We start from the raw sequence: 24,244 nt of genomic DNA on the forward strand, positions 1-24,244 counted from the left end.
AATAATTAGTGTTTTGATACTGCCTCAGAAATATCTTGAGTTACACTTCCACCGGGAAACTCTAAAGTAAATGAAGTTGAGCTATTTGGCAGAGTAAATCGGAGTAAAGCAGGGACTCCATCGGCATATTCTTTACAAACTTTTCCAGATTGATTTAAGATGCGACCTGACCCAATCACAATCATGTCTTCTGAGACAAGTTCTTTAAATACCTGTTCCAGTTTATTCATATCGCTGGCTAACTGGTGATCCCAAAGATCGATATCTTGCCCAAAGCTATCCTTGATGCCACTATCTTCAAACATATTGTCAAGCTCTTCCATCTGCCCTTCGTCTACTTCGTCTCCGATGCCGATTAGGATCAGCTTCATAAAAGGTTTTTGTTTCTGGGTGATTTCTTGAGCATACTGAAAGCAATATTGTTTGAGGTCTGCTAAATCTTCGATAATTCCGTCCGTGACAAACACGCAAATAGCGGCAGGCTTTTTGACTCCCAGCGCCTCGGCTCCTTTGAACTTGTCAAGGAAGTATTTTAAGGGGGGCAGTAATTTAGTACCTCTCCCCCAAGCAAGTTTTTTGGGTCCAATAATTGCTACATTTTGGATATCGCGATCGCTAAATTCTCCTACTGCTTCTACTTGCGATCCATCGGGACTGCAAGCCCAATAAATTAGATCGACTTTGCCATTAGAAGAAAAATTAGCTAAATAATTAACCATCGTTCTGGTAACGGGTTCGACAACGTTAGGAGCGCCCGCTGCATTGCCAAAAACTCCACCGACAACACCGCTAATTCCGTACATCTTTTTCATTGATGCAGAACCGTCAAGTGCTAGACCCATTCTGGCTCCTTCAATATCAGGTACTGTGAGAATGGTAGTAACTATTTTAATTTCACCGTTGTTTTGTTTGTAGACATTGACTTCACCGAATGGTTCAACTACATTTGTTAGCTGCATATCAGAAACTTTCCTGCTGAGTTGAAAGGGGGTCTAGTTTGAGAATTTCAATGTGAGGTCGGTATTGAATTTTTAATTAGAAGAGCTTGATTAAATAGGTTGTTTGCGAATGCGAACGCGATTTTTGCGATCGCTTTCTGGATAAATCGGCTCGATCGCAGCCTCATAAGCACAGAGACTATGGCTACTAGGATCGACAGGACTAAAAAAAATAAGGGCGATCGTGAGTTGCTAGACGTGGGACTCTAAACGCCAGACTTAACTTTGTCGTCTCACTTAACATACTTTAGAATAACCTACTTTTAGGAATTGTTTACATAAATTATGAATTACCTGATGCCAGATATTGACCATAGTCGTGTCAAGGTGGTACTGGTTCTGTGAGACTTAAGCAAGTTTAATCACAGTTTAGTTGTTTTCGAGACAAGAGATCGTTGTTAGGGAAGCAGAGCCCGCTAGGTAAACGCTCTGGTGTATAACGGGTCAAGTTAGGGTCGCGCAGTCCTGTTTCCAGAAAAGCTGTAAGGTCATCGATCTGCTGTTCTGTTAGGTTTAGTGGTCGAAACGTTCTACTGACATTTCCTGAATATTTTGCAGCAAAATTCTGGGGTTCTCCCCGATTAAAATACTCAACCACCTCTTGTAAAGTATTAAAGGAGGCTCCATGCCCGTAGGGAGAGCTATCTGCTAGGTTATAAAGTTGGGGAACTTTAAACTTAAAGTCATCCTTAGCTCGTCTGGTTGCGCTTCCTCTGCCTAAATTCAACCCGCTTAAATCGTTAGGATGATCGGCAAATCCCACTGCATGAAATTCAGCCTTGGCTAAGTTGGGTCCTGTATGGCACTTAACACAAGAGGAACTAAAAAACACAACTCCTCCTCTGATTTCTTTGGCTGACATAGCATTTTCATCGCCTTTCAACCACTTCTGAAAAGGAGCTTGATCGGCGAGTAGGGTGCGATTGTATGCAGCGATCGCTAGACCTGCCCTCTTGATATCTTCTACCTCAGCGCCAACATAAGGGCGATCGGGAAACGCCTGAGCAAATAATTCTTGGTATTCTGGTATAATGGCGATCGCGGCTGTTCCCATCCGGTGAACATTTAATCCTTCGATCGCTTGAGCTTCTAAACCTTGAACCTGAAATCGATTAATATCAAATTCTTGAATTATAGGTTCTTTTGCATTGAGACCTGTTACACCAGCTCTGCCATTCCAAGGTACTGCTTCTAGATAGGCGCTATTAAGTACAGAAGGCACTAGAATATCGAGCTTGTCAATTTCTGTTGGAGGTGTCTCAGGATCTCTATGTCTAGATTTATTCGCTCCTAAACCTCCTACTCCTAGTCCCTGTGCTAAGTTTGAGCGAAATCCTGCTTGTGCAAAATGGCAGGAAGCACAACTTCCTTGTTGCCAGTGTTGGGGATTTATAGGATTAATCGTTAATGCAGTTTCATGGAATAACAGTTGCCCTAGCCGCACTTTTTCAGGTGTTAGCGGATTTTGCGGGTCGGCTGGAATCTTATCTAAATTAGATGACTCAGGTAAGGTAAAATACTCTAGCCCCTGACCGTAGGGTGCTGCCAATTTTACCTGTTGTTTTAGCCGATCGCTGAGGTAAGGGATGGCATCATCTACTAATTGGTTTTGAGCCAAGGCAAAACCACTTCTGCCGAAGGTAAATAAAAAAGCGATCGCTGTCATTAATAAAATTTTTTGCACGTATTTTGTGAGTTTCATGATTAATCCGTTGTGTAGTATTCTCGCTCAATAGAGTTAACTAATTCGGGAACGATTTCATTGATGGATAAAGGCTTAAGAATCAGTCTTTGATTGGATGTACTGTTTTTAACAATCAGTCGGACTGTCAAGTTTGAATTACCTTTTTGATACTCATTCAAAATTCCTATGGTTTTTTCCACCGAGAGGGCATAGTAACGATTGGAATTTTCAAAAGTTCCGATCGCTCTATAAGGACAATTTTGTAACTCGATCGAGAGAGTTTGGCGTTTTTCTAACTTTCTCAACTGAGAAATGGCGCTGAAAACTTTTTCGCGACTTGGCTTCGGAGCTTTGAAACTTTCGCAGCTTTGAGGATCTTCCACATAGCAGATACCAGAGTTCCCGAATACATTTTTAATTGCTTCTGCTAAACCTTTAGCAAACCTCAATTCCGAGCCGAGCAAAAATCTATAAATTGAACAGGAAAATAAAGAACCTAGAACCAATGTCAGAACTAGGCTAATTACATATCCTCTAATATGCTTCCAAAACTCATCCCTTCTGCTTTCTTGTGTCATGACAAATATTAGTTAGCAACTAAAGAGCGACCCAAATCATAATCAAATTATTTATAACTCAAACAATTTTAAGATTGCCGAGCAGTATTGAACTAAAGGTACATTTAGCAGCGGGCGATAGCTGTCAGTGACTTCATCGTTCACTAAAAAATCGACTGATGGTTGCTTGCTAGAGGTTTTTAAAATTTCTAATTCCCGTGCAACCATTCTCAAAGCATGACCGGATGTTAGAGTTATCCAATTTCCGTCAATTGTTCTGAAATCAGTAATTTTACGTTTTGCATGACTGTCAGATTCAGTCCCGTTATTTTCAGTCTTAGCATCAGGAATTGCAACAACAATCGGCCACGTCGGCCCCAGGTATCTGGCTATGTCTCGCAACCGGATGCTCAATCTAAGTAATTGATTTTGAGTTGGTGTAGATTTGGGAGTTTGATTCCAATCTTCTAATCCTAGTTCTTCCAATGCGATCGGAGCTCCTATTTTTATAATTGAAGACAAGTCTTTAATTTGGAAGGAATTGGGAGACGAGAATCGATCCAAAGTCTCTGCATAAACTGAATGACTGTTGCTCAGACAAAATACTACAATCAGCAACCAAACCAAACTAAACTTCACTTTTACTCGCTTCATTTGTCGTTGCTTCTCCTTAGAGTACCGTTTAAAACTGCATTAAGTGCATCTCGATCGACAGAGTTTGCATTGACGTTACGAACAACATACTTCCGATTGCTGGTTGTCTTGCGAACAATCAAATCAAACACAGGAATCCTTTTTCTCCCCTTCGCATCTGCCAATAAGTTTTCTTGTGCTTTAGGTGTCATATCGATCGGAGGCAAAGTGCCACCGTTATTTCTAATTGTCTCGAACATTACAGTTAGATTGGTCGGTGTAAATTTTTGTGGTTTTCCATCATTACTCACAAAGCCAATAGCATAAATTTCACTGTCTCGAATTTCTCCTGGCTTACCTGTATCATCTGAGATTTGCCCGCTCGGAATAGGACTGTTAATTCCTATAGGAAATTCTACAGACATATCTTGTGGCATAACAGATAGTGCTTCTATTGCCTTGTGATAATTTTCGAGAATATCGCTACGCTGTCGAAGGGGATTTTGTTCTCCAGTTTCTCGATCGGGATCGCTCGGTCCAGTTTGTGATCGCCCCTGAGAAAAGCATGAAGTTAACACAGTCAGCGCTAGTGCCAGGACACCAAAACTTACCAACAATGAGAACGCTATTCTTGGAATTTTTTTCATACTGCCTTTAATTTATTTTTAATGTTTTACACTCTATTTTGGTGCAAAGTTCGGTTAAGAACTGAATTAACTGCGTCTCTACAAACAGCATTTGCATTCGCATTACGCAATACAAAAAGTTGGTTTGCTTGCTTTGAATGAACAATTAAATCAATTGTAGGTATTCTACTTGCTTGCCAAAATCTCCTGCTAGCATCAGCAACTAAAATGTGCTGTGCTTTTGGTGTCATTGCCAAATTACCGCCATTGCGAGCTTCAACCGCAAACATGGCCCTCAGAACAGGGGCATTGAAACTTTTTACGTTTTCAGAGCGATCAACATATCCCACGGCGTCATAACCAGTTTTAGTTGTTAGTTCGCCCCCATCTTGTAATTGTCGAGTCCGAATTGGGTAATTAGTGCCTAAATCAAATCGCAGAGGAATATCTTCAGGTAAAATTGCTACTGTTTCTTCTGCTTGATATATTGAATTCAGAATACTATTATCAGCAATAAGTTGGACAGGCTCTTGTTGCAAATAGGCTAGACCTAGCTCTTGAGGGGTTCTGACTCCATTGACTAAACCTCGATCGATTAGCGTCTGATATTTAGCACCTGTGGCATCTGATGGTTGAGCCAACAAAACTGATAGTGAGAGTGCTAGCCCTGCTATTATCACTATAAAATTTTTTTTGAATAAATTCATATTTCTCACGATCGATTATCCTTTGACTGCTTTGTTTTTGGATAAAAAACTCCCATCCTCCCAAAGAGAAGGGGAGTTTTGAATCATTAGAGGAGCAATGTATAATTTAAGATTAAAATGCTCGCTCTTTCCACTTCATTATTTTGGCTGTAATCTCATCTGGATTTCCGATTAATGCTCGATATCGAATTCAGAGTTAGCTTCTAAATACTTGGCTAGCTCTCCTTAGCTTACCGTTAAAAACTGCATTTAGAGCATCTCGACATACTGCATTTGCATTCACATTACGGACTACATACCGCCGATTATTGCTGCGAACAATTAAATCGACAACAGGAATTCTTTTTGCTTGTAAAAATGTTCCGCTAGCATCTGCTAACAAAATCTGTTCCGCTGAGGCTATCCTAGCTAAGTTTCCGCCGTTGTTACGCTCGGTGTTAAACATAGGAGAAATATTGCCGGGAGTAAGATTGCGAGGTTGTCCATCTTGAGAAACAATACCTTCAAATACAACATTTCTTGCTTCTGATGGCGTACCAGTATCATCTGGTATTTGTCCAACCCGAATAGGTGAGTTTGTTCCTCCATCAATTGCTAAAGCTATATTTTCAGGCATGACAGACACAGATTCCTCTGCTTGCTTAATTGCGTTCAAAAGTTCCGGGTTTGCACTAAGCTCAATTGGTTCCTGCTGTAAATAGTCGAGCGCTATTTCTTGAGGCGTTACAACAGCATCGACTATGCCTAGCTCTATAAGTTTTTGATACTTTGCCATTGTCGCATCTGAGGGTTGAACTAAGAAAACTGATAAAGAAAAAGCTGTAATTACCAGCCCCAGCAATCCTAATATTCTAAACAATTTGAGCTTGTTCACGCGATATTCTCCTAGTTTGTTTCGTGTTTTTTATAGTTGCCAATGGTCAAGGACAAAGTTAGTTAAGGATTGAACTTAACTCGTATTTAGCGACCTGACAAATATCCCGAGGGGACTATTTTTAGAAATCGGCTTCAAAATTAATCGCTGATTAGTTGACTGATTGCGGACAATAAGAGTCATTCGCTCTGCTTCTGAGAATTTGCCGTTGCCCTCCAAGCTATCTTGAAGAAAATCCTCCACAGTTTTTGCACTCAAACCGTAATATTTACCACTTTTATCTCTAAATCCTATTACCCTGTAGTTGGGGTCTTCTTCTACAGGGAACTCCAATACCTCATTAGGGTTCATTGCCTGTAATTTAGAGATGGCCTGGTTAATTTCATCAGAGGTAGGAAGTGGTGGGGGTAATTTAACGACTCTTGAAGGGCTGGGACTAGGAATAGGCGAGACAGCGGGAGAACTGATTGAGGGACGAACTCCTGTCGGTTCAGGAGTCTTTTTGATTTTGGTAGGTTGAGTGGTGGGAGCGGGAATAGGGGTGACAGAAATAGGGGTTGGGGAGGTGGGAGTTTCGATCGGTTTAGGAGTTTCTTTTGTTGCTGTAGATTCAGGTGTGGGAACGGTAGTAGGTGCGACAGAAATAGAGGTTGGCGGCGCGGGAGTTTCGATCGGTTTAGGTTTTTTTGTGGGTTGAGGTTTTCCAACTGGCTCGGGAACAGAAACAGAGCTCGGCGGGGTAGAAGTTAGTTGTGGTACAGAACGATCGGGTGTTTCTCTGTCTCTGTCTGCCGCATAGCCGATAATTACAGCTATTAATGTTAAAGCAGTAACCGATCCTAAGATACCTAATAATGTTTTTTTGCGAATAGTTGATGTAGGTGGAAGAGGAGTGCCTGATGTCTGGGAAGAAGCCTCTTTATTTAAAATTACTCCTAGTGCCAATGCCCAAGATTCTATTATCCATTGAGCCACGGCTTTTTCTAGATACAACTTGTCCTGCAACTCCTGTTTAAAACTGTCTAGCTGTACTTGGGTTAAGGTTTTACCTTTTAATGCCAGCAGTTTAGCGGGAATACCATAGTTAATAGCTTCAACTATAAGTTGAATCTCTTTAGGATACTTTCCTCGGAGGTCATCGGAGAGCGTGCCCCGACAGCGACCTGCATCGGCGTTCAGAGATGGATCTTGTTCAATGATTTTGCATAAACTTTCCCGCAACAAGTCGTTCATCATTTTTCCGCAGGCTTTGAGAGAATGTTAATAATGCGATCGCAGGCAAGGAGTCTCAGGGCAACTGAAAAGCACTTGGCTGCCTTAACTGGCTGCCCATACACACGTACTTCATTTATAACGCTCTCAACATACTTTAGCATACACTTTTCGGATAAGTTAACAAAAATTCCATAAATCTCAAGCTTTGTTAACTTAGGGTTATGGTGAAGTCAGTCAGGACAGTGCGTCGCAACGAAAAATCAAGCTATGGATATTGAAGAAACCCTAAAACTCGTGGATACAGCCGTTTTTGTCAAAACGGACAGGCACCTGAGCGACCCGGAAGTAACGATTCTGCGCGGGGCCTGTCTGGGGATGACCTACGAGCAAATGGCCGAGGGTTCTCAATATAAGCTGAATTACCTGATGCGAGATATTGGCCCTAAGTTTTGGAAGTTGCTCTCAGAGGTGTTGGGAGAGGAAGTCAGCAAAGCTAACTTGCGGGCTGCCCTGGGGCGACAGTGGCGATCGCCCTCGCTACCAGCCCCACCACAAGTACAGCTTCAATCAGGGCCCGCGTCCGACTCTGCGATCGTTTCAGGCGAAAGCCCGATCGCTCTTGAAGGCCCGCGAGTGGATTGGGGTGAAGCCCCAGATGTGCCGATTTTCTGCGGCCGCACTCAACAACTACAAGATATCAAAAAGTGGATTGTCACAGAACATTGCCGCTTGGTAGTGTTGAGTGGAGTCGGCGGGATTGGCAAGACAACTCTGTCGGTAAAGCTAGCCCAACAACTTCAGGGGGAATTTGAGTGCGTGATTTGGCGATCGCTCCGTCAAGCACCAACACTCGCCCATTTGTTAACTGACCTGATGCAATGTTTCAAGCGATCGCCCCAAATTAACTTACCAGTTGATGTGGATGAAAGAATCTCGCAACTAATAGCAAATTTGCACTCTTCCAAATGTCTGATCGTGTTGGACGGTTTTGAAACAATCTTAGAGCCAACTAAGCTAGCCGGACATTATCGAGAAGGCTTTGAGAAGTATGGAGAATTAATCCAAAGAATGGCAGAACAACAGCATAAAAGCTGCGTAGTAATAGTAACGCGGGAGATGCCAGAAGCGATCGAGCTGCTGGTGGGCGATCCTTCGCCAGTTCGAGCTTTAAAACTGACAGGATTGCAGGAGACAGAAGCACGATATATTTTTCAAGCTCAAAATTTGTTAAATGAGGATAAATGGACAGAACTCATTAATATTTATCAAGGTAATCCCTTAGAATTAAAAATTGTCGCTCCCGCTATTCGCGAATTATTTAGCGGTCAAGTTTCCGAATTTATCAAACGCCAAACTTTCGTATTTGGAGGAATCAAAGCTTTATTGAACGACCAGTTTCAACGATTGGAAGATTTAGAAAAAGCGATTCTCTATTGGTTGGCTATCGAAGGTTCTCCCGTTTCTTTAGAGCAGTTAGCCGACTGTCTTTTATTTCCGGTATCTAAATCGGAGATTTTAGAAGCCTTATCTTCGCTTTTGCGACGGGAGTTGATTGATAAAAATGCTTGCAGCGGTCAAACTGAGTTCATGCTGCATCAAGTTTTAATGCAATACGTGACGGAGCAATTGACGAGCCAGATTTGCACTGAAATTTTTGAGATCCTTAAAAAACCCAAACTTGATGAAAACAAAATTAAACTACTCACAAGCCATCTGGTCTTGAAAAATCCGCAGCTAGTTCCAACCAAGAAAATTGCTATGGAACAAAATTCCATCGCCATTACTGTCAAGAATCATCTGACTAAGTTGTTTAAAAGTAATAGCAAAGGCTACGATCAGTTAAATAAAGTTTATTCTCTGCTTAAAAATCAGCCTTTGCTAGAAAGAGGATACATTCAAGATAACTTCCAAAACTTGCTAGCAGTTATGCAAGTAGACGAAAAAAATCTCACACAAGGCGATCGAAAAAAACAGCATAAATCACTTGTCACATAAATAATATTGAGTTCTTTGAGCGGAAGTCTAGGAGGAAGAAATAATGGATAGCTTTGATGAGCAAATGTTGGGAGAAGAGTTTGTTAACTACTGCATTAATCCTAGGTGTCAGCAGAATCAAAACCCTTGCGGTTCCGAGAATTGTCTTGCTTGTGGCACGTCCTTATTAATCAACGACCGCTATCGAGCGGTGAGAATGCTACATCAAAGCTATCGCACCAAAATTTTTGAATTAGAAGATTTTGAATTTCGGGAAGTGGGTTGGGATATCCCCAAAATTTTGAAAGTGCTAACCGATGATAGCAATCCCAATGTAGTTCGTCTGTTTCAGCAAGAAGAACTGATATTGCGGTGTCTGAAATCTCTGGAAGTACCTAAAGTTTTCCCTGGAGGATACTTTACTTTTGAAACCATTGATGGTACTAAGCTGCACTGTTTAGCAATGGAACATATTAAAGGTAAAAATCTCAAACAATGGCTGAAAGAAAACGGAATAATTTCTGAAAATCAAGCCATTGATTGGCTGAAGCAACTAACAAAAATTTTGAATGGGGTGCACAGCAGAGGTTTTTTTCACCGAGATATTAAACCGAGCAACATCATGTGCCTTCCTGAAGGAAGCTTAGTATTAATTGACTTTGGTGCTGCCACGAAAATTACTTCGGATACCTATATTGATAAATATGAAAATAGCGATACTACGCTAATTGTATCGTCCGGTTATACACCTCCCGAACAAATAAAATGCGCTGCTATTCCTAAATCAGACTTGTTTGCTTTGGGGCGAACTTTTGTATATTTGTTAACTCACCAGCACCCAGATTGTTTAGCGATAACTGCAACTGGACAATTAATTTGGCGAGAATTAGCACCGCAGATTTCAGTAAATTTGGCAGATTTAATTGATGAGATGATGGCTGTTGACTCTCAGCGCCGTCCTCAAAATTCCTGCACAGTTTTACAGCGTTTAGCTCGAATTGACTGCGCCCATCTAACTGTTTCAAACTGGTTTCGTCAAGCTGCAAGTAAAATTAATTTTATTTACCCTTACATTGGATTAAATCAGATAAATTATCGTCTGATTGGGTTAGGGGTAGGTGTATCGCTGTTTGTGGGAATTACCACTTTTAAATTTTTTGTACCTCAGTGGGCTGTTTCTTTGAATAATTGCGCTGCTGATAATTATACAGCCGAGCAGTTAGATCGCGCTCAGTTTTGTCTAAATTTAGCACTTATTTTATATCCGAACTTGGGGGAGTCTCATTATATTCAAGGCTTAATTTTTGAAAAAAATAGAGACTTTCATTCAGCTCGAAATAACTATGAAATTTCTATCAAAAATATTCCTGAAAAATCCCTGAATAATTTAGCTCGATTGGATATTCTGGAAAAACGGTATTCGGCTGCTGTTCCTCGACTGAAAAGAGGATTGCTGCTTGTCAAAGAAGTGGATTTAAAGTCGGCTTTGCACAAGAATATGGGCTGGGCACTGTTGGAAATGGGGGATTATCAGCAGGCGGCAATACAATTAAATGGCGCGATCGCACTTGATAGCGATCGGGCTTCTGCGTACTGTCTGCTAGCGCGGGTGCGAGAAGCTCAAAAAGATCGCAGCGGGGCATTTACGGCTTGGCAAAGCTGCCTGAAATACGCTCCAAAGGAAAAATATCAGCCGGAACTCGACAAGTGGGTTATTGAAGCAAAAAACCGCTTGGAAGTTCAAGGGACTGATGGGGTGACAAGTATCCCAAAACCTTGATTTACAAAGATTTTTATCCGCGATCGCTAAAAATCGGGGCGATAGCTGTTAGATCCCCAAAGGACTCTCGCGCGGGATGGGGGCGGGTTTTTTAGTCTTTGGGTATCTTTTAAAGCTATTGGTGAACCAGCCCCTACAAGTTTTTGGCGGCGGGTGCAATATCTCAGTTTTATTAATAAACCCGCCCACCGTGGGATGGCAAACCTTGCTGACTTGATATTAAACGATCGCCTTTGCATAAAAAACTCCCAATAGTACCGATATCTAAACAGAGGGAAGCAAAACCTCAAGTTTCTTTACCCCTGTTGAAGTAGGAGTCAATTATGCAAAGGCCATTTACAGTCTTAGAAACAGCTTTGATTTCGGTGTTAGTTGCCAATTTGATTAACGGTATGTACTTAGAACCGAAAACAAATGCTGCTGTAGCTGCACCGGGCGATCGCCCTTCATCTATTATCCCTACTACAGCGCAATGCGAATGTCCAAGAACTCCACCTGGGGGCAAGTAACAGAAATCGATCGCATAATTCTTGATTGCTTAACCGATATACAAATAGCAGCGCACAAAGGCGCTGCTGTCAACCTGAAAATCATCTATATATTAGGAACACAAAACTCATGGCTACCACACTCCCTTTTATCGCCCACTGTCTCGAACAACGCGGCTGGAAGTACAAATTTGATGCTGATAATACTCGCGTCATTACTGGTGTCAAAGCTGAAAATGTCGATAATTTTGTAATCTTCATCCAGCTTAGCGAAAATGGCGAATTTTTGCAATTCGTTGCGCCGCAATTGCTGGCAGTGAAAGACTGCCTTTATAAGGGCCTCCTGTTTCAGACAATGCTGGCTATTAGCTGGGAAGTCAAGATGCTGCGGTTTGAATACGATCCTACGGATGGCGAAGTTCGCGCTTCTATTGAGTTGCCGATTGAGGATGCCCACGTAACAGAATGCTTGTTTAATCGGTGTTTGAGCGGTTTAATTCAGTTGGTGGACTCGAACGCGATGCCCAGATTAAATGCGGTGTTAGCAACGGGTGTCGATCCGGGGCGAAAAGATTTAGCCGAACAGCTTTTAGATGGGATGCCCGATGAGTTGTTGAATTTGCTGGGAGATGCGATCGCCCATCGCCGCCAACTCGATAGCTAAATGGATCGGGACTTACGCATCCGGGCCTAAAAACCCGGTTTCTACCTCAATATTTCTCGGAGAAATGCACGATTTTTGGTGGAAACCGGTTTTTTTTGGGTAATTTCTGTGGCTGCTGCGATCGCCTGGGCATGAATTGTTTTGCATAAATGTTCTGTACCCAGTCGATTAAATATCATAACTACTACTCAGGATTGTGAATCAAATGGCTAATCTAATCGCACTTCGGCGCCCACCTGTTACCGCCCCGTCTGAGGGGCTGCGACTGTCGGAAAATGAATTTTGGGGTAAAAAGCTGTTGCGGGCGATCGGCTCGCAGCAACTCAAAATCGCGGAACAGACGGCGTTTTGGGGGACTTTGGCAACAGCGGCGATCGCGGCGGTTTCCCAACAGACAATGGTTGCAATTCCCCTATCTTTGTGCTGCGGGTTGAATTTAATTAACCGCCGCCGTTTTGAGGAAGTTTTGCAGCAGCGTCTGGCGGCTGCGACAGCGGAAATAGCGACTGTTCGCACAATGGAAAATCGGCTTGATGCGATGGAAATTAGTTCGATTCAAGAACGAGTTTTGAGTTTGGAACAAGCACAGTTGCAGCAGCAAATTACGCAATTGCAACAGTGGGCAATTGATTTGGACGATCGCGCGGATGAATTGGGCGATCGAACTCAGAAACTCGATGAAATGCAGCAGCAACTAGCCGCACTCAAACGGTTAACATCCGTACCGGCAAAAACAGGTCGCGGGCGAGTAGCCATATTTATTGATGGCGCTAACCTGTTTTATGCGATCGGAGAATTGGGAATCAGAATTGATTATACCAAATTCCTGAAATATTTAGTAGGAGACGATACTTTATTTCGGGCTATTTACTATACTGGAGCAGAGGCTGCGGATGAGAAGCAGCGGGGCTTTTTGTTATGGTTGCGGCATCACGGGTTCCGGGTGGTGTCTAAGCCGGTGTTGCAGCGGCCGGATGGATCTAAGAAAGCGAATTTGGATGTAGAGATGGCGATGGATATTGTGAGTTTGGCGGGGCAATATGACACGGTGGTTTTGGTGGGTGGGGATGGAGATTTGGCTTGCGCGCTGGATAAGGTAAGCGATTGCAGGGCTAGGGTGGAGGTGGTGAGTTTGCGATCGATGACGAGTGAGGCATTGATTGATGTGGCGGATTCTTATGTGGATTTGGAGGAGATTCAGGGGAAGATTTGCAAGGTTTAGGGATGAGAAATTTTGATTTTCTAGGACTTGCGTGCGGGGTAGCGTAAACTGGTTTTTTTACTAAAGATTTCGGTTGTAACTCGTAGATTTGGTTAAAAAAATAGTTTGTGCGAGCGAAGTGCGTAAGTCCTGTTTTTACAACTTTATCGAGGAAATACAACCATGAACGAACAGCGCCAGCAAGATTATCTTAATTTGATTCAAGCGTTACTTGATTGTCCCAATGGGGAAGAGGGTAATATTATCAACACCCATCCACACCTGATCGATGCAGATTTAGTGCAGGTGATGGCACAAGTGGCAGCGCAACAGGGGAATGAGAATAATGCCAGATTTTTAACTGATTTAGCACAGGGAATAGCAGCTTATTTGGGTAACACCTCATCGGCAGCATCCCCAGAAGAGGCAGCATCCCCAGAAGAATATTTCGCCTTTTTAGTTGAAGTATTGCAAGCAACTGCTCATAGTAATGGCAACCCACAAGTCGTTTATCCCATTCTGGCGACTAACCAAGGTAAACTGAATGATACCTTAGTTACATTGTACCCAGATTGGGTGAACAGTATTCTCTCACAAGTCGAACCTGCACCAGATCAAAATATTGCAGTGTATTTGGTCAATTTTAGCACTTTAATTCAGCATTTCCCTTTAGGTAATATAGCGAGTAATTTAGAAATAGCGATTATAGGTTATGAATTAGTTCTCAATATCTTCACTCGCGACAAATTTTCCCAAAATTGGGCAATGATTCAAAATAATTTAGGGAATGCTTACAACAATAGACTTAGGGGAGATAAAGCAGAGAATTTAGAAAAGGCGATCAACTGTTACGAACTAGCTTTACTCGAACTCACTCGCGACAAATTTTCCCAAAATTGGGCAATGATTCAAATTAATTTAGGGGCTGCTTACAGTGACAGACTCAAGGGAGATATACCGGAGAATTTGGAAAAGGCGATCAACTGTTACGAACTAGCTTTACTGGAACTCACTCGTGGCAAATTTCCCCAAGATTGGGCAACGACTCAAAATAATTTAGGGAATGCTTACAGGGATAGACTTAGGGGAGATAAAGCAGAAAATTTAGAAAAGGCGATCAACTGTTACGAATTAGCTTTACTGGAACGCACTCGCGACAAATTTCCTAAAAATTGGGCAACGACTCAAAATAATTTAGGGAATGCTTACAACAATAGACTTAGGGGAGATAAAGCAGAGAATTTAGAAAAGGCGATCAACTGTTACGAACTAGCTTTACTGGAATGCACTCGCGACAAATTCCCCCAAGATTGGGCAGAGACTCAAAATAATTTGGGGACGGCTTACAGCAACAGACTTAGGGGAAATAAAGCAGATAATTTGGAAAAGGCAATCGTCTGTTACGAACTAGCTTTGCAAGTACAAAAACAAGACAAATTTCCCCAAGATTGGGCGACGGCTCAAAATAATTTGGGACTTGCTTACAAGGATAGACTTAGGGGAGAGCAAGCAGAGAATTTGGAAAAGGCGATTGCCTGTTACGAACTAGCTTTGCAAGTACAAAAACAAGACAAATTTCCCCAAGATTGGGCGAGAGTTCAAAATAATTTGGGATGTGCTTACAGCGACAGATTTAGGGGAGATAAAGCGGAAAATTTGGAAAAAGCGATCGCCTGTTACGAACTAGCTTTGCAAGTACAAAAACAAGACAAATTTTCCCAAAATTGGGCGAGAGTTCAATATAATTTGGGACTTGCTTACAAAAATAGACTTAGGGGAGAGCAAGCAGATAATTTGAAAAAGGCAATCGCATATTGGCGATTGGCCCTAGAGATCCACACTCCTACAACTTTCCCCATAGAGTGTCTCAGAACAGGCAACAACTTAGGTCAAACAGCATTCACCGCCGGCAAGTGGGAAATTGCTATTGAAGGATACAAACAAGCGATTGATGCAGTGGAAGAAAGTCGTAGCCAAGCGCTTAGTGACGATCGCCGCCAGGAAATAATTGCTCAAGCAATTGAAGTTTATGCCAATATTGTGCAATCTTACATCAACCAAGGTCAAATTGACAAGGCGATTGAATATGTAGATCGTTCTCGTTCCAAACGTCTGGTAGATTTAATGGCAAGTAACGACCTCTACGCAAGCGGTGAAATTCCTCCCCAAGTCCGGGAATATTTGCAGCAACACGACGAACTGCAAGCACAAATTGATGCCGAACGAGAACGCCTCCGCCGCCAATCTGACTCTAGCAAACAACAAACAGATAAAGGCACTGTTTCCCTCACTCGCGCTGCTTTAGAAGCTGCTACCGAAACCATCGCAAACTTGGAAGCGCAAAAACAACAAATTTGGGAACAAATGCGCCGATTAGATCCGGTTTTAGCCGGAGAAATTCAAGTAACCCCCCTAGATTTTCCCACCATCCAGCAACTTATCGACAAACCCCAAACCGCCCTTCTCAATTTCTTCACCAGCGACAACGACACGCACATTTTCATCATCTACAAAGACAAAGCACCGCAACTGCACACCTGCACCGGCTTTGGCTATCAAGCTTTGCGCGATTTAGTCGTTAACGAGTGGTTAAACCCCTATCTTGACAAAAAAAACGATGGCGGTATTTGGTACACAAAAATCTCTGAGTTTTTGCAAAAATTAGCCGAAAAACTGCAACTCATAACCCTAGTCAAAAACCATATGACTGAGATTGAGGAACTGATTATTATCCCGCACTTATTTTGGCATCAAATCCCCTTTTCCGCTTTGCCTTTAACTATTCCCAATCAAGTCAATTCTCAGCCACCGGAAAACCAGTCATCAGGAATGATCCGCCAAGTCATCGAAACCTTCACCCGACTGGGAGGAGGGAAAAAAACTATCAGCGGTACACTTCCCACTGACACAGAAATAGTATCAACCCAATACTTAGGTGATAAATTCCGCATTCGCTACGTTCCCAGCAGCCAAATCTTGCAATATTGCCAACAGCGTCCCCCACTTTCTCAAATTAATTACGGAACAGTGGAAAACCCCGATAGTACGCTACCCAACGCCGAATTTGAATGCGAGAAAATCGCCAAATTCTACAACATTCCAGCCAACCAACGCTTAAAAGGTCGTGACCAAGCTACAGTCAGCAATTATCGCCAACTTGCAAAACAAGTGCAAGTCTTACACTCTAGCCATCACGCCTCATCACGCCTCGATAATCCCTTAGAATCGCGCCTAATTCTTGCCGATGGGAATATTACTTTAGGTCAAATAATGAGTCCCGGTTTTCGACTTCCCTATCTCTCCGATGTGTTCCTTTCCTGTTGCGAAACAAACCTCGGTGTTGCTGGCATTACTGATGATATTTTATCATTATCCACTGGCTTTTTATGTGCGGGAGCGCGGAGTGTTGTCAGTACCTTATGGGCAGTTGATGACTTGGCTACAGCCTTATTTTCCATCTTTTACTATCAGTATCGTCAACGAGGTTTAAACCGTACTGAAGCACTGCAACAAGCGCAAGTCAAACTCAGGACTTTATCAGGAAAAATCCTAGCTACTGAGTACAAAAGTGAACTCGAAACTCACTTGCAACAGCAACAGCAACAAGCAATAGAGAAGTGTGAAAAAGCAAAGAAAAATTGTAAACGGTTATTTGAAGGAACGCCAGAGTATCAGCGATGGGATGAAGAATATAAACATTGGGAGGCGATCGCTTCTCGCATTTTCAAAATCAAAGAAAACCTAAAAAAATTATGTCGAGAAGAATTACCCTTTGCCGGGCCTTACTATTGGGCAGGTTTCATCTGTTCCGGTTTGCGTTAGTATCAAATTGTAAAAATGAAGAGAAAAATGTTTGTTTATGATTCGGCGGTTGAAACCGCGTCTACACAAACGAAGTCCGCGCAACGCGAGACTAAGAAGCAAAGGAGGTATTTAAGCTGGATTTAGTATCAAATTCTTACTAGAAAATTAACATAGCCCCAGATGAAAACCTGGGGGCATTTTCATCATTTTCACCAATCGGCATAACCGTCGCGACTCTGTTCGATATACCAGTAGCACAGTTAGCAAACCAACAGCCATGAGCCGATACTATCATCCCACGCGCTACACCAGTCGCAGCTTGCAATCCCCAGCCGCACCTACCCAGACTCACAAAGCTTGGTTCAAATCCCCCCTGATTCTATCAGCAATTCTTCTCGGCATTGGCATAGTCGGTGCTACCCTATTTGTTGAGTTTACCACCCAGCGCATCATCCACATCCGGGCTGATGACAATTCCGATTCGGCTGAAACTTATACAGCTCAGCGGCAACAACACTGTCAAGCCAGCATTCAACATTATAAACCTGGTGATGTAGCAATTTCTATGTCTTTTGCCGATCGCCCTGTCACTACCCAAAATATCTCCATTTCTAACAGTTTATCTCTACTCGGCCAGTGTAAAGATCCAAAACGGGCGATCGCCAACAAACACCCAGGAACCTCTTTAATTTTACTCCTAGAGCGCATCCAAAACACAGTCCAAAAAGAACGCGCCCGCAAGAATCAAAAACCAGTCGTAGTAACCATCGCCATTCAAGACGACGAGCCGGGCCCAAACCAACCCAATCCGAAAGACGTTCAGCGGATTAAAACCGTTGTCCACAACATTACCGAAAACAATGGGGCGATCGCCTTCATGGTTGAAGACGAAACCCTCAAAAACCAGCTAGAGACTAATTTAACATCCGAAGGCAAGGTGCAAATTTGCGATTTCAAAGACATTTCTAACTGTGTCAGTTTAGCCTTGGAAACCGCTCGTAAACCGGGTTTTCGATAGGAGCCGAGAAACCGGGTTTTTACCAAAATACTTGGTTGTAGCCAGCAGATTCAGTCAAAAACCCGGTTTCTGCCCCTCCAATGTGACCAAAGAAACCGGGTTTTTCTTAAAACACTTTGTTGCATCCCGCAGATTCAATAAAAAACCCGGTTTCTGCCCCCCGTGCATCCAGGACTAAGTAACTTCCTCAAAAATTCGCATAACTCCTCACAAATTAAACGATTAAACATTGTCAGCAAAATCAAAGGAAAGACCATGAATTCAAATCAACCGCAGAATAACGAACATAATCAAATTCAACTTCATATCTGGCAAATAGTCGATCGCTGGCGGCAATTTCCCCAAGAAGCAGTTAAACGCCTCCCCAGAGGATTGCGGGCAAATGTCAGCGAAAGAGTTGCCAACTCAGCAGAAACTCGGATTGCCGAAGCCCGCATTCAAGACATGAATCCCATAGTCTCCCGGCAATCTTCACCGACTACCAAACAAGCCACAAAATTTGTGGTAGTAGTAATAGGTGCGCTTACCTTCAGTGCGGGAACGCAAGTGCTAACTTCGCGTTTGGGCCCGGCTGCTTTACCTGCTGCAATGGGAGGCGGTGCATTGGCTAGTTTTTTAGTAGACGATCGCGCTACTAAAGTATTTACAAATATGCGAATTGCTCACGGTACAAAACAGGAAATTAGCGCGATCGCCCAGCAAGGACAATCTCCTGTTAATGAATTAGACGAACTGTTTTACCGCACTCAAAAGGCACTGATCCAACAAGTCGAAGGCAAAAATCTACAGAAACAGTTGGCTATCGATGCCATTTTAGCAGGAACTCTAAGTGCGGCGGAATTTTCAACAGCGCTGTGGATTGTAGTACAAATGGGACTGCCGGGGGGAATTTTAATCGAAGCGATCGCCGCCAGTTTGCCTGTTACTATTGTTTGGTTGGCCGCTGCTTTTCAGAGCGATCGCTTTGAGTTACCAGAACAGTATGCCCGTTTAATTGAAAAGTATTTTGGCTGTGTTTTCCCCCGCGAAGGAATGCCAGAAGCGGAAGTTGAAAAACTCCTGGCTGATAAAGAAAGCCAAGAAGCATCTTTGGACTATTTAATGAAATACATTGCTGAGGGGGATAGCAATGGGCGGCTGAAGAATATGGCGATGGCGGAAGCGGACTATGATATTAGCATGGGTCGCGATCGCAAAAAAGAGTTGGAACTGGAGCGCGATCGGGCGATCGAACAGCGGTTATTTCAATCTCGCGCCGACAAAACCGATCTGGAAAACGCCTTTGTTGCGCCAGACATTGAAATGATTGGTGCACCTCACGAAATCAAGGAAAAGCAGCAAAAGGTCGATCGAATGCGGCAGCAGTGGGTGCAGCAGAAAAGCGCTGAGTTGGAAGAGATTTTAGGGCAAGATTTGAAAATAATCGCCCACCGTTACGGAACGCAAATTAAACAATGTGAGGAGGACATCATGGCGGCGCAGCAGCGGTATGACGAAGCCTACCGCAACTGGAAGGAAGGTCATGAGGAATTTGGGGGCGACTTGGGCGACGCGGCTTAAGAGAATCGGGATTGGGTGAGGTGGGGGGTGTTCTCTTGGTATAATTGAGAGCATCCCTTTTTTGTTCTGATTCACGCCCCTATGGATGATGCGTCGTTATGTCAACTGATCCGAGAAGCTTTACACTCTCCTGAAAAGGCAGAGATACTCGCATTCGCGATCGACCAATTGCCGGAAGTTAAGAGATATCTCGATAAAGGTTGGCTACCCTATTACGATGAAGCTCTCCCGGTGACAGAAAGGGATGTTAAGCGTAATATTAATAAGTTTCCTCAAATATACCGCTTGAACTTGGAAACTACAGACTGTCAAAATGCTTCTGAGACTGCTATTGTTCGCAAACGTTTTATTAGCTGGGTAATGATGATTCTCAGGCTAGATTGCTACGATGTCAAGCGCGGGCAAAAGAATCGACCAAGAACTGTGAGCCTGAGCGATCCAGCAGGTATCAATCAAGGAGGAACGATAGAAGATACTATACCAGATAAACAAAGTCTTAATGGCATTGGAACTCTTATTGCCGATGAAGAATTGCAAGAGAATCAACAGCAAGAACAAGAACTAAAACGCCTTATAAAAACATTAGTATGTTATCCAGAGGGATACCCTCATTGTACTTGCTATGAACTGATTCAAAGACGTTTGCTGAAAACCCCGCCTCAGCAATGGAAGGAAATAGCGATAGAATTACAAATACCCTATGGAACAGTCACTGCTCATTGGAATAGAAAATGTAAAAAACGTCTAGAAGAGCTTTCAAAAAAATCTAGTAACAAGTAGGAAAAAGAACGTGAAAAATATAGATAATTGTGAACTGACAATTCAACTCTCTAAGCAAGCTCACCAAGATGCTCATAAGTTTGCTTCTCAACAATCAACACCAGAAAATGTCAAACAAGTTTATACAAATACTTTGGCAGTTTATGCTGTTCGTCATTTCTTGCAATGGCTGGGCATTGAAACTGATTTGAGCGCAGGCGACAGTTGGCATTCTGTTATCAGATGCTTTAATGATGTGGCTGATTTAGTAATTCCCAATTTAGGTAAACTCGAATGTCGTCCGGTTTTACCTGGACAAACTGCTATTTCTATACCACCCGAAGTAACTGAGGACAGAATTGCTTATATTGCAGTTCAATTTCAGGAACAATTAAACGAAGTGCAGTTGTTGGGATTTTATCCAGCAATAGACCCACAATTACCGCCTGAAACAATAGAAATTTCCCGTCTTCAACCAATAGAAACATTGATTAATTATATCGATCGCCTGGAATCAGCGCAGTTTTTCTTGCAAAGCGATGAAGAGGTAGCAATTCAGGTTAGGGAAAGATTAGTAGACCAGTCAATTTCAGAGATTGCTACTCAATTGGAGCGGATATACCGCACCTATAACAAATACGAACGACGGTATGCAGGCGGTGACTTTTTGGCAAGTTTTGTAACTCCAGAACAGGTTTCCCAGAATGTTGCAGCATTTGTAGATCGAGAAGAATTTAATCTAGGACAGTTAGAAGAGTTTCAAGATTTAGCTGGAGAGTTGCTAGAAAAGTTAGATGAAATTTGGGGAAGCGAAGAGTCAGAAGAACCTTTAATTGTGAAATTTGAAACAACCACAGAACAACCAGGAATCATTAATTTGAGTCGATGGTTGCAAAATCTTGATGCTCTTTATGAGCATGGCTGGCGAAAACTAGAAGATTTTCTAAATTCTCTGGAAGGTAATCAAGTCTTTCGATTTGCCAGCGCTCCTCGTTCTCGCACCAGCGCAACGGAAGAACCTTCGATCAGTGCAACTAGAGTTCAAGTAGTAAAATTTGCAGAGCTAGATTTAGCTTTACTACTGAGTTGTCAATTAGAGAATAACCAGACGCGAGATATTCTTTTAAGATTGTATCCCGTGGGTGAGAATACATATCTACCGCAAGGTGTACAATTGATAGTATTAGATGAGTCAGATGATGTTTTTTTAGAAGCTACAGCTCGGAATGCTGACAATTGGACTCAATTAGAATTCAGGGGTGAAGCAGAAGAAAAATTTACCATCAAAATAGCACTTGGCATTGACAGCTTAACTTATAGTTTTGTTATTTAGCTGACAATTAACTTAATAAACAGGTTGACTATGAGCAAATTAATTCTTTTAGATTTTGGCAATGGTGATTTCCATCAAGGATTTCAGAGTATTACTTTCCAAATCTTCGATGAAGATGGCGTATTAACAACACAATTGAGAGGGAGTTTACCTGCTGCACCTGAAATTCCGCAACTGTATACCCAATGGCGATCGGGATATAACAGCATAATTGGAACGGGGTTTCGTTTAACTAAAATAAACGTTATTCCTCATAATGTATCAGAATCTGCCCCAGAAGATGTGATAAACACTTTGGCTGCTCGGTTTAATCAATGGCTAGGAACAGAAAACTTTATTTCTATTAGAAATAAAATGTTTAAAATAGAGACTTCCGAAGAAGTGTTATTGATCGTAGAAACTGAAGACGAACAACTACAACGCTTACCTTGGCATTTATGGGAATTTTTTGAGAAATATCCAAAAGCAGAAATAGCTTTTAGCACTCCTCAGTTCAATCTCCCAACTAGAAACCTTTTCACTTTCAGAACTCAAGGACGACTTCTGGCAATTCTTGGTGATAGTAAAGGAATCGATCTAGAAAAAGATCGCATAATTTTAGAAAAATTACCCGATATAGAAATAGTAATGCTAACAGAGCCAACTTCCGAGGAATTTTCCAAGGAACTTTGGGATTATCGGGGCTGGGATATCCTATTTTTTGCAGGCCACAGCGTGACAGAAACCTCCAATAAGCAGGGTAAAATATTTATTAATCCCGAAGAAAGTAGGACGATTTCTCAGCTAAAGGATAGTCTCAAAAAATCTGTATCACTAGGGCTAAAGTTAGCAATCTTTAATTCTTGCGATGGATTGGGAATAGCAAAGGAGTTGGCCCAATTGCACATTCCTTATGTAATTGCTATGCGTGAACCAGTTCCAGATATTGTCGCTCAAGTTTTTTTAAAGTATTTCTTCTCATCTTTCTCAGACGGTAAACCTTTGCATTTAGCGATGCGAGAAGCCAGAGAAAAGTTGCAAAGTATAGAAGCTGTTTTCCCCTATGCTAATTGTTTCCCAGTTCTGTTTCAAAATCCATCTTTATTGCCTTTTACTTGGCAAGATTTACCGGGTGTTGGAGTTGAATCAAAAATGTTAAATTGGGTGGTAATGCTAAAAGATACTCAGGAAGATTTACCGGAAACGATGGGAAGACGTGCTTTGTATCAAGCTGGAAAAGAAAGAACCACTCAATTTCAGAGAGAATTGGAGAATTGGTTGCGAAAAAAAGGAGCGATGTCCGAAGTAAAGGCGATCGCACCTCCAACGACTTTTCCAGTAGTTATGCTCAAATGTACTCAAAAAGTTGCCCATCTCATTGAATCTTACCCAGGAGTAGATTTTGTTTTACCTGATGGGTAAGACATAGAACTTATTCGCTAAGGGAATTAACTCGATCTGTTAACTGAGGAACAAATCGAGCCAATCCCCCACCAACACGCTCAGGAGGTTGATTTGGTAACGGAAAAGCAGTTTCTATCAGCTTTACTTTCAACTCCTTAGCTTTCAATTGGGGTTGTTCACACAAATAAAGCGCTGCAATTCCTGTTACATAGGGAGTGGCCATACTTGTACCACTGAGTTTTTTATAGATTAATTGGCCGTCACATTTTCTTTCTAAACTTGAGTAGACAGCTACTCCATAACCAACTAAATCAGGTTTGACCCTGCCTTCAGAGATACCACTACCGGAAAAATTGGCAATATTTCCTTGGAAATCTACAGCACCTACACTAAAGCATTCTTTAAAAGCACCAGGATAATGATACGTACCTTGACCGTCATTACCAATTGCAACTATAGGTAGTACATTCAACTTTTCTACACATTTAATTAACCTGTTTTGCAGGATTTCAAGTTTTTGTCTATTTGCTGAAGATTGTGTGCTGGTTGATGGAAAACCCAAAGACATATTTAATACCGCTGGAGGTTCTGAGTTTTCCGACTCGTTAAATTTATCCAGCAACCAGTCCAAACCCGAAATGATTCTCAATAAACTTCTGTCTATCGTCTCGCTTTCAATCACTGAAGCAACATATAATTTAGCTTCAGGTGCTACACCGATATTTTTTCCTGCAATAATACCGCATACGTGCGTTCCATGACCGCCTGTATCAAAACCGCGTACATTCCGTGGTTGACCGGAATTCAAGGGAACATAACAGTAATTTACTGTTCGATCGCGAAATTCTTGATGATCGGCATCTATACCCGTGTCTAATACTCCTACAAGGACACCAGAACCACGAATTTTCAATGAATGAGCTAACTCAACTCCACTTTCTAAGGGCCAATTGTCCAAATTTATTTCCTCTCTATCAATGCTCAAC

The 24,244-nt window shown here is 42.3% G+C and carries 21 protein-coding genes; 11 read left to right on the top strand and 10 right to left on the bottom strand.

Annotated features, from left to right (window positions below):
- Positions 1–5: 5 nt before the first annotated feature.
- The 8 genes from QUA50_RS06190 to QUA50_RS06225 all read right to left on the bottom strand — a co-directional run bounded on the left by QUA50_RS06190 (position 6) and on the right by QUA50_RS06225 (position 7,315).
- Positions 6–959, bottom strand: coding sequence for a vWA domain-containing protein (locus QUA50_RS06190; protein WP_333261718.1), 954 nt, complete (start codon positions 957–959; stop codon positions 6–8).
- A gap of 397 nt (positions 960–1,356) precedes the next feature.
- The gene (locus QUA50_RS06195) at positions 1,357–2,700 is read right to left on the bottom strand and encodes a cytochrome c peroxidase (protein ID WP_333261720.1); all 1,344 of its coding nucleotides are present in this window, start codon (positions 2,698–2,700) and stop codon (positions 1,357–1,359) included.
- Positions 2,701–2,702: 2 nt separating this feature from the next.
- Complete coding sequence (locus tag QUA50_RS06200; RefSeq protein WP_333261723.1) at positions 2,703–3,260, bottom strand: hypothetical protein; 558 nt, start codon at positions 3,258–3,260, stop codon at positions 2,703–2,705.
- A gap of 51 nt (positions 3,261–3,311) precedes the next feature.
- A complete protein-coding gene (locus QUA50_RS06205) occupies positions 3,312–3,893 on the bottom strand; it encodes a hypothetical protein (RefSeq protein WP_333261726.1) in 582 nt (193 codons plus the stop codon).
- Positions 3,890–4,519, bottom strand: coding sequence for a hypothetical protein (locus QUA50_RS06210; protein WP_333261729.1), 630 nt, complete (start codon positions 4,517–4,519; stop codon positions 3,890–3,892). Before QUA50_RS06210 ends, QUA50_RS06205 begins: the two co-directional genes overlap by 4 nt.
- 26 nt (positions 4,520–4,545) lie before the next feature.
- Positions 4,546–5,214, bottom strand: a complete 669-nt coding sequence (locus tag QUA50_RS06215) for a hypothetical protein (RefSeq protein ID WP_333261732.1) — start codon at positions 5,212–5,214, stop codon at positions 4,546–4,548.
- 187 nt (positions 5,215–5,401) lie between these two features.
- Positions 5,402–6,079, bottom strand: coding sequence for a hypothetical protein (locus tag QUA50_RS06220; RefSeq protein WP_333261735.1), 678 nt, complete (start codon positions 6,077–6,079; stop codon positions 5,402–5,404).
- Positions 6,080–6,154: 75 nt separating this feature from the next.
- On the bottom strand, positions 6,155–7,315 hold the full coding sequence (locus QUA50_RS06225) for a hypothetical protein (protein WP_333261737.1): 1,161 nt from the start codon (positions 7,313–7,315) through the stop codon (positions 6,155–6,157).
- 246 nt (positions 7,316–7,561) lie between these two features.
- On the opposite strand from QUA50_RS06225, the gene QUA50_RS06230 reads away from it, so the two are divergent.
- The 4 genes from QUA50_RS06230 to QUA50_RS06245 all read left to right on the top strand — a co-directional run bounded on the left by QUA50_RS06230 (position 7,562) and on the right by QUA50_RS06245 (position 12,200).
- Positions 7,562–9,289 carry an NB-ARC domain-containing protein gene (locus QUA50_RS06230; RefSeq protein ID WP_333261739.1) on the top strand — a complete coding sequence of 576 codons (1,728 nt, stop codon included), beginning with the start codon at positions 7,562–7,564 and terminating at the stop codon, positions 9,287–9,289.
- A gap of 43 nt (positions 9,290–9,332) precedes the next feature.
- A complete protein-coding gene (locus QUA50_RS06235; RefSeq protein ID WP_333261742.1) occupies positions 9,333–11,048 on the top strand; it encodes a protein kinase domain-containing protein in 1,716 nt (571 codons plus the stop codon).
- Positions 11,049–11,371: 323 nt separating this feature from the next.
- Positions 11,372–11,557, top strand: coding sequence for a hypothetical protein (locus QUA50_RS06240; protein ID WP_333261743.1), 186 nt, complete (start codon positions 11,372–11,374; stop codon positions 11,555–11,557).
- A 109-nt stretch (positions 11,558–11,666) separates the two neighbouring features.
- The gene (locus tag QUA50_RS06245; protein WP_333261746.1) at positions 11,667–12,200 is read left to right on the top strand and encodes a hypothetical protein; all 534 of its coding nucleotides are present in this window, start codon (positions 11,667–11,669) and stop codon (positions 12,198–12,200) included.
- Positions 12,201–12,241: 41 nt separating this feature from the next.
- On the opposite strand, the gene QUA50_RS06250 is transcribed toward QUA50_RS06245, so the two are convergent.
- Positions 12,242–12,379 (bottom strand): hypothetical protein, encoded by a 138-nt coding sequence (locus QUA50_RS06250; RefSeq protein ID WP_333261748.1) that lies wholly within the window; start codon positions 12,377–12,379, stop codon positions 12,242–12,244.
- Between the two features lie 26 nt (positions 12,380–12,405).
- Here QUA50_RS06250 and QUA50_RS06255 point away from each other — a divergent pair, with 26 nt between their 5' ends.
- The 7 genes from QUA50_RS06255 (at position 12,406) to QUA50_RS06285 (ending at position 23,276) form a co-directional block, all read left to right on the top strand.
- Positions 12,406–13,422: an NYN domain-containing protein gene (locus QUA50_RS06255; protein WP_333261751.1), complete on the top strand. Its 1,017-nt coding sequence runs from the start codon at positions 12,406–12,408 to the stop codon at positions 13,420–13,422.
- 162 nt (positions 13,423–13,584) lie between these two features.
- A complete protein-coding gene (locus tag QUA50_RS06260; RefSeq protein WP_333261754.1) occupies positions 13,585–17,223 on the top strand; it encodes a CHAT domain-containing protein in 3,639 nt (1,212 codons plus the stop codon).
- A 259-nt stretch (positions 17,224–17,482) separates the two neighbouring features.
- Positions 17,483–18,223 carry a hypothetical protein gene (locus QUA50_RS06265; protein WP_333261757.1) on the top strand — a complete coding sequence of 247 codons (741 nt, stop codon included), beginning with the start codon at positions 17,483–17,485 and terminating at the stop codon, positions 18,221–18,223.
- A 255-nt stretch (positions 18,224–18,478) separates the two neighbouring features.
- Positions 18,479–19,783, top strand: coding sequence for a hypothetical protein (locus QUA50_RS06270; RefSeq protein WP_333261760.1), 1,305 nt, complete (start codon positions 18,479–18,481; stop codon positions 19,781–19,783).
- Positions 19,784–19,864: 81 nt separating this feature from the next.
- The gene (locus tag QUA50_RS06275) at positions 19,865–20,563 is read left to right on the top strand and encodes a hypothetical protein (RefSeq protein WP_333261762.1); all 699 of its coding nucleotides are present in this window, start codon (positions 19,865–19,867) and stop codon (positions 20,561–20,563) included.
- A gap of 10 nt (positions 20,564–20,573) precedes the next feature.
- A complete protein-coding gene (locus tag QUA50_RS06280; RefSeq protein ID WP_333261766.1) occupies positions 20,574–21,875 on the top strand; it encodes a DUF1822 family protein in 1,302 nt (433 codons plus the stop codon).
- Between the two features lie 30 nt (positions 21,876–21,905).
- Positions 21,906–23,276 carry a CHAT domain-containing protein gene (locus QUA50_RS06285; protein ID WP_333261768.1) on the top strand — a complete coding sequence of 457 codons (1,371 nt, stop codon included), beginning with the start codon at positions 21,906–21,908 and terminating at the stop codon, positions 23,274–23,276.
- A 10-nt stretch (positions 23,277–23,286) separates the two neighbouring features.
- Here the strand turns inward: QUA50_RS06285 and QUA50_RS06290 are convergent, their stop codons facing one another.
- Positions 23,287–24,216 carry a S8 family serine peptidase gene (locus QUA50_RS06290; RefSeq protein WP_333298598.1) on the bottom strand — a complete coding sequence of 310 codons (930 nt, stop codon included), beginning with the start codon at positions 24,214–24,216 and terminating at the stop codon, positions 23,287–23,289.
- Positions 24,217–24,244 lie beyond the last annotated feature (28 nt).

The organism is Microcoleus sp. M2_D5 (assembly GCF_036701935.1).
Taxonomy (GTDB): domain Bacteria; phylum Cyanobacteriota; class Cyanobacteriia; order Cyanobacteriales; family Microcoleaceae; genus Microcoleus.